This is a genomic window from Microbacterium sp. H6 (genome assembly GCF_003314775.1).
GTDB lineage: Bacteria > Actinomycetota > Actinomycetes > Actinomycetales > Microbacteriaceae > Microbacterium > Microbacterium oxydans.
This window is the reverse complement of sequence record NZ_QOAY01000266.1, coordinates 1-9471: the sequence shown is the minus strand read 5'-3', so window position 1 is coordinate 9471 and position 9471 is coordinate 1. Positions and strand designations below refer to the sequence as shown.

General features: G+C 65.4%; 11 protein-coding genes. 10 read left to right on the top strand and 1 reads right to left on the bottom strand.

Annotation, left to right across the window (positions count from 1 at the left end):
- Positions 1–570 precede the first annotated feature (570 nt).
- The 10 genes from DSP71_RS17640 to DSP71_RS17595 all read left to right on the top strand — a co-directional run bounded on the left by DSP71_RS17640 (position 571) and on the right by DSP71_RS17595 (position 8232).
- Positions 571–1059: a hypothetical protein gene (locus DSP71_RS17640; RefSeq protein ID WP_113681715.1), complete on the top strand. Its 489-nt coding sequence runs from the start codon at positions 571–573 to the stop codon at positions 1057–1059.
- Between the two features lie 68 nt (positions 1060–1127).
- Positions 1128–1403 (top strand): hypothetical protein, encoded by a 276-nt coding sequence (locus tag DSP71_RS17635; protein ID WP_147251358.1) that lies wholly within the window; start codon positions 1128–1130, stop codon positions 1401–1403.
- 71 nt (positions 1404–1474) lie between these two features.
- Entirely contained in the window at positions 1475–2209 is a 735-nt protein-coding gene (locus DSP71_RS17630; RefSeq protein ID WP_147251357.1) for a lipopolysaccharide assembly protein LapB, read from the top strand.
- Between the two features lie 450 nt (positions 2210–2659).
- Positions 2660–2860: a hypothetical protein gene (locus DSP71_RS17625; protein ID WP_147251356.1), complete on the top strand. Its 201-nt coding sequence runs from the start codon at positions 2660–2662 to the stop codon at positions 2858–2860.
- Between the two features lie 115 nt (positions 2861–2975).
- Entirely contained in the window at positions 2976–4412 is a 1437-nt protein-coding gene (locus tag DSP71_RS17620; RefSeq protein ID WP_113681711.1) for an NAD(P)/FAD-dependent oxidoreductase, read from the top strand.
- 161 nt (positions 4413–4573) lie between these two features.
- Positions 4574–4876: a DUF427 domain-containing protein gene (locus DSP71_RS17615; RefSeq protein WP_061015819.1), complete on the top strand. Its 303-nt coding sequence runs from the start codon at positions 4574–4576 to the stop codon at positions 4874–4876.
- A 100-nt stretch (positions 4877–4976) separates the two neighbouring features.
- Positions 4977–5849: an ABC transporter ATP-binding protein gene (locus DSP71_RS17610; protein WP_113681710.1), complete on the top strand. Its 873-nt coding sequence runs from the start codon at positions 4977–4979 to the stop codon at positions 5847–5849.
- Complete coding sequence (locus DSP71_RS17605) at positions 5846–6529, top strand: ABC transporter permease (protein ID WP_113681709.1); 684 nt, start codon at positions 5846–5848, stop codon at positions 6527–6529. Before DSP71_RS17610 ends, DSP71_RS17605 begins: the two co-directional genes overlap by 4 nt.
- A complete protein-coding gene (locus DSP71_RS17600) occupies positions 6526–7251 on the top strand; it encodes an ABC transporter permease (protein WP_061015814.1) in 726 nt (241 codons plus the stop codon). The genes DSP71_RS17605 and DSP71_RS17600 overlap by 4 nt, the downstream gene beginning before the upstream one ends.
- 66 nt (positions 7252–7317) lie before the next feature.
- Positions 7318–8232 carry an ABC transporter substrate-binding protein gene (locus tag DSP71_RS17595; RefSeq protein ID WP_113681708.1) on the top strand — a complete coding sequence of 305 codons (915 nt, stop codon included), beginning with the start codon at positions 7318–7320 and terminating at the stop codon, positions 8230–8232.
- A gap of 59 nt (positions 8233–8291) precedes the next feature.
- Here the strand turns inward: DSP71_RS17595 and DSP71_RS17590 are convergent.
- A partial coding sequence (locus tag DSP71_RS17590; protein WP_258546525.1) for an AI-2E family transporter occupies positions 8292–9471 on the bottom strand: 1180 nt, incomplete at its 5' end.

The following is a 9471-nucleotide window of genomic DNA, read 5'->3' as shown; positions in this document are numbered from 1 at the left end:
GGTTCCTGCAGGTCGACCCGATCGAGGGCGGTGGGGCGAACGACTACTCCTGGCCGACCGATCCCATCAACGGACCGACCTTAGTGGGAGGAAATGGTCTTTCGCGCCCTCGACGGGTGGTGATGGACGACTAAACTCGTTGATCGGATCCTTTGGAGTTAATAAGGTCACGAAAGCTCTCAAGCGCACGCAGCGCGCTTCCGTGGACGCGAATTTTCGCGCAAAGGCGAACTCGACGTTGACGATAGCTGCGCTCAGGGTGGCGTTAGCTGGCAAAGCAGACTGGAAGCGGGCAAGCAATGGCCTGATCGTGTGCGGGAGCTTCGTCAGCCCGGGCGGCGGAGGGACAACACTTGGCGATGTCTTCTTGACAGACCGGCCAACCAGTACTGTTCTGAGGAGACCCGAACTCTTGAACCATGAACTCAGACACGCACAGCAGTGGGCAGGGTGGGGGGGCGGAGTTCTCTCTGGCGTATGCCGGGGAGACTTTGAAGTCCCTTCTTCGGAGTGAGGATCGCGCATGTCGTAACTACTTCGAGATGGATGCGAACCTAGGAGGAGGCGGATATGAGTGCTAACAAGCGAGGTTTCGCCGCCCTGTTCATTTTGCTCTCGGCGGTCGGGCTTTCGGGGTGCCTCTGGAGCGCGGGGAACGAACGACCGATGTCAATGACGGTGAGAGACGGGGGGTACGTCTTTCACTGGTGCGGGGAGCCAACGGGGAGCTTCCAATATCTTGAAATCAACTACGCGACGTTTACCCCGGGGCGTGAGGACTTCGTCGCGCTTCGGGCAAAGGGCGATTTCAAGTTCCAGCCGGCTGATGAGTTTTCGTTGTCAAATCCTCCAGCGGGTCTTGAGGTCGAATACGACTCCGCAATTCCTGTCGAGAACGCAAAGATGCTCATATTCGTCGACACCGGTGATTCGGAAGACGAACTCAACGGAATTTCGGCGATATTCAGGACTGAGGGTGCCGCGAAGCTTGACGGGAGGTGGCTATATCCCTCGGGAACTGTTCATGACACCCCGTGTGAGATGCGAGGAGCGCAATGACTTGATATCGCTGATGCCGCGGCGGTCGTATTAACAATCTCTCGCAGTGCAGACGTCGGATGGGGGTGGTGAACTTGACCCTCGTTCATGCTGGCACGATTCTCCCGAATTTGATCATTGGGCTGCTGGCCGTCGTTTTAGGGATGCTTACTATTCGCTATCGTCGTCGGCTCAATCACGCGGTATATAAAAATCAAAAAGCGATGTTTGGTCAGCGAGCCGCTCGGGCCTCGGCGGGCCGCCAGACGCCATTCATGGTGGGGGTCGTCGGCGCCGGAATCGTACTCGTGGGTCTCGTCATGCTCGCTTTCGCGACTACGGGCATCATTCAGAACTTTATTTGAGGGATTTCTTTGGTGGCTTGATGGAGTCGGATCGACGTGCGGCGGAGCGTGCTTTCGCCGCGGGGCGGTACTTGGATTTCTTGCGCGCCGTCAGAAGCGATAAAGGCGACTTCGATCAGACGGTCATGCGAGCATTGATTCCCTCAGTCGATCTTGAGGAAGTCGATTTCAGCGCGGGGACTACCCCGAACACTCTGTTCGAACTGGCGGCCGCTGTTTGGGACGTAGACGAACGTCTCGCGATCTCGATGTTCCGCGAAGCCGCGAGCGGCGGCTCGAGTTCAGCGCTCGCAGCGCTCGGCGAAGGTCTCAATTGGATCGGTGACCACGAAGAAGCCACGCTCTGGTTACGAAAGGCGATCTCTGCGAACGCCGGAGATGCCGCACGTCTGGCAGGGCTCCTGGGCGAGAGTCTATTAAGCGGGGGGGACTCAGTTGGGTTCAGTGAGGCTGAGCATCTGCTCAAGCGTGGCCTTGCGGAGTCCGAAGAGTTTGGGGTACCGCTGGCGAAGCTTCTCCTTGCTCAGCAAAAGGTGGCAGAAGCGCGCGAGCTCTTGGAGCGGTTGGTTCGCGCGGACGTGTACGGAGCAGCGCTTCTGCTTGGCAATCTCCTCGCCGAGGAGCCGGGGAACTTCGAGGCAGCTGAGGCCGCCTACAGGGCGGGTATAGCCAGCGGTGATGGCCACAGCGCTCACAATCTTGCGGTGATGATGCTCGAGAACGGTGAACCTGCTCGGGCGCGGGAGCTTCACGAGCTCGCGAAGCTGATGGGGGATTCTTCCCCCCTGGAGACCGCACGCGATTAGACGCCACTCAGCCTGCCAGTGGAGCGTCGGCGAGCAATCGTCGAGTACTGCATCACGCATGGCGCAGTGGTCCTTCTGCTAGTTGCCAGTGCGGGCTCGTCTGGGGGCGTGCGCTCAAGCCGAGTTCACCTGACGTTGATCGGGATGCGAAGGGCGGTCCTCCCAACAGGTCCGTTAGAAGTCGCCACGGAGAAGCAATGGGTGAAGTTGGAAAAGGTAGCGGGCTCGGCGGCAGGTGCTCGAGTGGGCAGTTTGCTCTGGGGTAGCGCTGCGAGTGTGTTGACGGTCGCCGTGAGTTGGGGCACTTCGTCGTGGTGGATCGGTGCATGCGTGTGTCTATTTGCGGCGGCTGCGTTCGTACGATCGCTCTTCCTCGGGGTGTGGGTGGAGCCAGGCGCGGTTGTCGTGTGCACCTGGTTTCGCAGACGCCTCTTCAGATCGGGAGAGATCGTGGCCGTCGACATGCAGCTCTATTACGGAGCCGGAGGAGCGGGTGTGGGCTGGCTCCCGTTCGTGGGTTCGGTTCGGATGATCGAGCTCGAGCGTGTCGAGGGCAAGCGAGTTCCGTTGCCATCGACGATCGGTCGTCGAAACCATGTGTTGCGTCTGGCGCGACGGATGCGTGAGGCGCTCGACCTCCCTCTGCGCTGAGATCAGCGCCATCTCGTCCGCCGACGCCACGCCGCAGGGAACAACTCACCCGTGACTCGGCGTTGCTCATGAGCGAGACTGGGCCACGTAATCGGCTCACGGAGAGGTGCGACGCATGAACACTGCGGAGAAGACCGACGAATACGACCTGATCGTGTTGGGCGGTGGACCGGTGGGCGAGAACGTCGCCGACCGAGCCGTGCAGGGCGGACTCACCGCGATCATCGTGGAGAGCGAGCTCGTCGGAGGTGAATGCTCCTACTGGGCGTGTATGCCGTCGAAGGCATTGTTGCGTTCGGCGCAGGCGCTCCGTGCCGCGCAGCACGTGGGCGGTTCGTCCCAGGCGGTGACCGGAAAGCTCGATGTGCGCGCCGTGTTCGACCGCCGCGACTCGTTCACCAGCAATTGGTCCGACGACGGTCAGGTCAAATGGCTCGACTCGGCCGGCATCGACCTGGCCCGCGGCCACGGCCGCATCACGGGTGAGCGCGAAGTGACGGTGACGGATGCCGATGGCGCCGAGCGCGTGCTCACGGCCCGGCACGCCGTCGCCATCAGCACCGGCTCGGATGCCGTCATCCCGCCCATCGATGGTCTCCGCGATGCCTCCCCGTGGACGAGCCGGGAGGCCACCAGCGCCGAAGAGCTGCCCGAGAGCCTGGCCGTTATCGGCGGAGGCGTCGTGGCCGTCGAGATGGCGACCGCCTATGCCGCACTCGGCTCGAAGGTCACGGTGATCGCCCGCAGCGGTCTGCTCGGCGGGATGGAGCCCTTCGCGGGCGAACGCGTCGCCGCGGGCCTCAAGGAGCTCGGCGTCGACGTGCGCACCGGCACGGGCACCGCATCCGTCCGTCGCGGCGCGGACGGCGTGACCATCACCCGCGATGACGGTGAGGAGATCACCGCGACCGAGGTGCTGGCCGCGACGGGTCGCTCTCCCCGAAGCGGTGACATTGGCCTCGACGTCGTGGGCCTGGAACCCGGTCGCTGGATCGACGTCGACGACACGCTCCGCGTCCCCGGATCCGACTGGCTCTACGCGGTCGGCGACGTCAACGGCCGCGTGCTCCTCACCCACCAGGGCAAGTACCAGGCGCGCGCTGCCGGCGATGTGATCGTCGCCCGTGCCAAGGGCGAAGACGTCGACGACGCCCCGTGGGGCCGTCACGTCGCGACCGCCGACCAGGCCGCCGTCCCGCAGGTCACGTTCTCGATTCCCGAGGTCGGGTCGGTGGGGCTCACCGAGGCCCAGGCGACGAAGGCCGGCATCGCGGTGAAGGCCGTCGACTACGACCTGGGTTGGGTCGCCGGCGCGAGCCTCTACGAAGACGGCTTCGAAGGCCAGGCGCGACTCGTGGTCGACACCGACCGCGACGTCGTGATCGGTGCGACGTTCGTCGGACCCGAGGTGGCGGAACTGGTGCACGCGGCGACCGTGGCGATCGTCGGCGAGGTGCCGATCGCCCGCCTCTGGCACGCGGTGCCGTCGTACCCCACGATCAGCGAGATCTGGCTGCGACTGCTGGAGGGCTACGGCCGCGACTCCGCCTGATGGACGTCAGGGCTTGATCCCGCGATCAGGGGCAATCCGTTCGAGTGATCGCGTCGAACAGGATCCGGATTGTTTCTCATATTGACGAGCGCGGCGCAACCCTCACCCACGATGTCGCACCCGTCTTATACGCTCATACCCACATCCGAGGAGGCAGGACCATGAAGGCTGTACTCGCAGGAACCGTCATCGCCGAAGCTGACGAGAGCGATCTCGCCCGCATCGAGGGGAACTGGTACTTCCCGCCGGCGTCCATCACGCCCGGAGTGCTCGTCGAGAGCCCCACGCCCTACACCTGTCCCTGGAAGGGAGCTGCTCAGTACTACTCGGTGCAGACCGACGGTGAGCTCCACACCGACTACGCGTGGTCGTATCCGAACCCCTACCCCTCCGCCTTCGATCGGGTGGGCAAGGACTTCTCCGGGTTCGTGGCCTTCGATCCGCGCGTCGAGGTCGGCCCGTAGACATCTGAAGAGCCCCGTAGGCATCTGAAGAGCCCCGTAAGTATCAGAAGAGCACAGACTCGTCCGCTCGCACATCGATCGACCGACTGGAGACCAGCCCATGATCGAGTTCCGCAACGTCACCAAGCGCTTCCCCGGCGGCGCCCTCGCCGTCGACGACTTCAGCCTCGTGCTGCCCTCGCGCAAGACCACGGTGTTCGTCGGCTCGTCCGGCTGCGGCAAAACCACTCTGCTCCGCATGATCAACCGCATGGTCGAGCCGACTTCCGGCGAGGTCGAGATCGACGGCGAGAGCGTGCTCCAGGGTGACCCGGTGGCCCTGCGCCGACGCATCGGCTACGTGATGCAGAACTCCGGCCTCATGCCGCACTTCACGGTCATCGACAACGTCGCCACGGTGCTGCGGCTGACCGGTGTGAAGAAGGCTGCCGCCCACAAGCGCGCACGGGAGTTGCTCGACACGGTGGGTCTCGACCAGGCACTCGCCGAGCGGTACCCGAGCCAGCTGTCGGGCGGTCAGCAGCAGCGCGTGGGTGTGGCTCGCGGCCTCGCGGCCGACCCGAACATCCTGCTGATGGATGAGCCCTTCGGCGCGGTCGACCCCATCGTGCGGGCCGACCTGCAGCAGGAGACCCTGCGGCTGCAGCATGAGCTCGACAAGACGGTGGTGTTCGTCACGCACGACATCGACGAGGCGTTCCTGCTCGGAGACCAGGTCGTCATCCTCGACAAGGGCGCGCGCATCGTGCAGGTCGGCAGCCCCAGCGAGATCATCGAGAACCCCGCAGACGACTTCGTCTCGGCGTTCATCGGCGCCGACCGTGGTCGCCGCGCCCTGCACCTCAAGCAGACTCCCCGCGGCACGGTCGTGGTCGACTCCGAGGGGCGCACCCAGGGGTCGATCGTCGATGTGCCGGATGCGGTGACCGACGCGCTCCTGAGCGAGGAGAGCGTGACGAAGGGCGCTCCGTGAACTGGATCGTCGACAACATCGGCCTCATCCTCGAGCTGACCGCCATCCACCTGCAGCAGAGTGCGATCGCGATCGTGCTCGGCTTCGTGCTGTCGCTGCCCCTCGGGTGGGTCGCGTGGCGCTATCAGCTGGTCAAGGGGCCGGTCATCGTCCTCACCGGACTGCTCTACACGATCCCCTCCCTCGCGCTGCTGATCCTGCTCCCCTCGATCGCCGGCTATCCCGCCCGCAGCCCCGTGAACCTCATCATCGGCCTCACGATCTACGCGGTCGCGATCCTCGTGCGGGCCGTGTCCGACGGCCTCGACTCGGTCGACCCCGCCATCCGCCAGTCGGCCACCGCGATGGGATACGGCGGCTTCCGCCGATTCTGGACGGTCGACTTCCCGCTCGCCGGCCCCGTGGTGCTCGCCGGTCTCCGCGTGGCAGCCGTGAGCACCATCTCCCTCGCCACGGTCGGCATCCTGGTCGGGGTGACCAACCTCGGCTACCTCTTCACCAACGGTCTGCAGCGACGCATCCTCGCCGAGGTCTTCGCCGGAGTGATCGCCGTCGTCGTGATCGCCCTCCTCATCGACCTGCTGCTCATGCTCCTTGGCCGTGCCCTCATGCCCTGGACGCGCGCCGCCAAGACGCCGTCCGCGGCGAAGCAGACCGCCGCACTGGGGGCAGCCGCATGAACGTCTTCACGGAAGCCTTCGCCTGGCTCTTCTCCCCCGACCGGTGGGTGGGCACCTACTCGCTGCCGGTCCTTTTCGGCCAGCACATGTACTACACGTTGATCTCGGTGCTGATCGCCGGCGTCATCGCGATACCGCTCGGGTGGCTCATCGGCCACACCGGCAAGGGCCGCGAGATCGCCGTCGCGGTGTCGGGTGCGGCGCGCGCCATCCCGTCGTTCGGCCTGATGGTGCTGCTCGTGCTGATCCTGGGCGTGCTGCGGGTGCCCGAGGCCGCGATCATCACGTTCGTGCTCCTCGCGATCCCCTCCCTCCTCGCCGGTGCCTACACCGGGCTCGAGGCCATCGACCGTCGCGTGCTCGACTCCGCGCGCTCGATGGGCATGACCGAGTGGCAGGTGTTCTGGAAGGTCGAGGTGCCCCTCGGACTCCCGCTGCTGGTCGGTGGCATCCGGGCGGCGCTGCTGCAGGTGATCGCCACGGTCACCATCGCCGCGTACGTGAACCTTGGCGGCCTCGGCTGGCCGATCATCCAGGGCATCCCCCTGCGCAAGTTCGACCAGGTGCTCGGCGGCGCGATCCTCGTGGCCGTGCTCGCGCTGGTCGTCGACCTGATCTTCGCCCTCCTCCAGCACGCCGCCGTTCCCGCGGGCTTGCGAGCGCCGACCACGAAGCGCCGCTCCCGCGCAGCCGCCGCCACACCGGCACCGGCCACTGCCTGAAACACACCACAGCCGAAACACGTTCCACAGCCTCACCCCCGTTGTCCCAGAGAAGAGGAAGTCCCCATGTTCACAGCACGGAAGTCACGTCTCGCCCTCGCCGGTGGAGCCGCGCTCGCCGCGGTGCTCGTCCTCGGCGGTTGCGCGAACAGCAACCCGCTCGACGCCCCGAGCGAAGGATCGAGCTCCGGCGACGACACCATCGTCATCGGCTCGCAGGCCTATTACTCGAACGAGATCATCGCCGAGATCTACGCCCAGGCGCTGGAGGGCGCAGGCTTCGACGTCGACCGACAGTTCAGCATCGGCCAGCGTGACGCCTACATGCCCGACGTCGAGTCCGGTGCGATCGACCTGTTCCCGGAGTACACGGGCAACCTGCTCGAGTACCTCGACAAGGACGCGACCGCCACCAGCCCGGACGACGTGTACGCGGCCCTGAAGGACGCGCTGCCCGACGGCCTGACCGCTCTCGACTACGCCGAAGCCTCCGACCAGGACACCTACACGGTGCTCAAGAGCTTCGCCGAGGAGAACGGCCTCACCACGATCGGCGACCTCTCCAAGGTGACCACCCCGGTCACGATCGGTGCAGCACCGGAGTTCGAGCAGCGCCCCTACGGCCCCGCGAAGGCCAAGGAGGTGTACGGCGTCGACCTCGGCTTCTCCGCGACCGGCCCGACCACGCTGGAGTCCCTGCTCGCCGGTGAGATCCAGGTGGCGGACATCTACTCGGCCGACCCGGCGTTCCAGACCGAGGACATCGTCGCGCTCGAAGACCCGGAGAACATCATCCTGGCCTCGAACGTCGTGCCGATCGCCTCGAGCGACGTCGCCGACGAGATCTCCGACGTGATCAACGCGGTCAGCAAGAAGCTCACCGCAGAAGAGCTCGTCGCCCTCAACGTGCAGAGCACGGTGGACCAGAAGTCGGCGGAGGACATCGCCAAGAAGTGGCTGTCCGACAACGACCTCAGCTGAGTCGCACAGACAGAAGCGCCCGGACCCGCACAGGGTCTGGGCGCTTCGTCGTTGCGGGGTCAGATCCTGGCGTCCTGCTTCGGCACGAGGACCTGCTTGATGATGATGAGGATCGACGCGGTCACCGGTACCGCCACCAGGGCACCGAGCAGACCGAGCAGGGTGCCTCCGGCCAGGGCCCCGATCACGACCAGCGAACCGGGGACCGACACCGCCTTGTTCATCACACGTGGGGTGATCACGTACGCCTCGATCTGCATGTAGACGAGGTAGATCGCCGCGAAGACCAGGGCGGCGATCGGGTTGGTGAACAGCGCGAGGCAGGTGCCGAGGATCCAGAACAGCACGGAGCCGACCAGAGGGATCAGCGTGATGCAGAAGGCGATCGCCGCCATCAGCGGCGGGAACGGCAGTCCGAGGAACAGGTACAGGAGGAAGGCCAGCGTCGCGTTGCAGAACGCCAGGATCACCATCCCCATCACATAACCGCCCACCGAGTCGGTGATCTGGTCGGCGATGTCTCCGGCGCGAGCCCGGTCGCGGGCCGGGGCGAGACGCAGCATCCCCTGCTTCATGGTGGGGAGCGATGCGAGGAAGTACAGCGTGAGGACGAGCACGACGATGGCGCCGGAGATGCTGGTGGCGATCGAGGCGCCGACGGCGAGGGCGCCGCCGCCGATCGTGGCCAGGTTGCCGAAGTCGGTCAGGAACGACTGCACCTGGGCGACGAGGTCCTGGAACTGATCGCCGAACTGCGCTTCCAGGGTCGCGTAGATGTCGCTGTGGGTGAAGTCCTTGATCATGCCGGGCACGGACTGCACGAAGCTCACGATCTGATCGATCACCACGGGGACGATCATCCAGATCACCAGGGCGAACACGACGATGAGCGCGAGGATCGTGATGACGACCGAGATGACGCGGGAGAGACCGCGGCGCTCCAGGAAGCGCACGGCGGGGTCGAGTCCGAGCGCACCGAACAGCGCCAGTGCGATGTAGATCAGCACCGTGGACAGGTTCGACAGCGCGAGACCGATCACGATCGCGCCCAGGCCGCCGAGAGTCACCAGGAACCCGAACACGAACGGACGATCGATGCGCGTCCAGAAGGAGCGGCTCGGCGTCGTCGGCTCGATCACGACCGGACGAGGCGAGTCGGCCGCCGACGCGATCACCGCGGCGGCGGGGTCGGATGCCGAGTGCCGACGGCGCCCGGGGGTCGGTGCGGCGGGAGCGGTG

Coding starts and splice junctions, on each gene's coding strand:
- DSP71_RS17600 (WP_061015814.1), top strand. CDS start 6,526: ATGAACGTCTTCACGGAAGCCTTCGCCTGGCTCTTCTCCCCCGACCGG.
- DSP71_RS17595 (WP_113681708.1), top strand. CDS start 7,318: ATGTTCACAGCACGGAAGTCACGTCTCGCCCTCGCCGGTGGAGCCGCG.
- DSP71_RS17615 (WP_061015819.1), top strand. CDS start 4,574: ATGAAGGCTGTACTCGCAGGAACCGTCATCGCCGAAGCTGACGAGAGC.
- DSP71_RS17610 (WP_113681710.1), top strand. CDS start 4,977: ATGATCGAGTTCCGCAACGTCACCAAGCGCTTCCCCGGCGGCGCCCTC.
- DSP71_RS17640 (WP_113681715.1), top strand. CDS start 571: ATGAGTGCTAACAAGCGAGGTTTCGCCGCCCTGTTCATTTTGCTCTCG.
- DSP71_RS17620 (WP_113681711.1), top strand. CDS start 2,976: ATGAACACTGCGGAGAAGACCGACGAATACGACCTGATCGTGTTGGGC.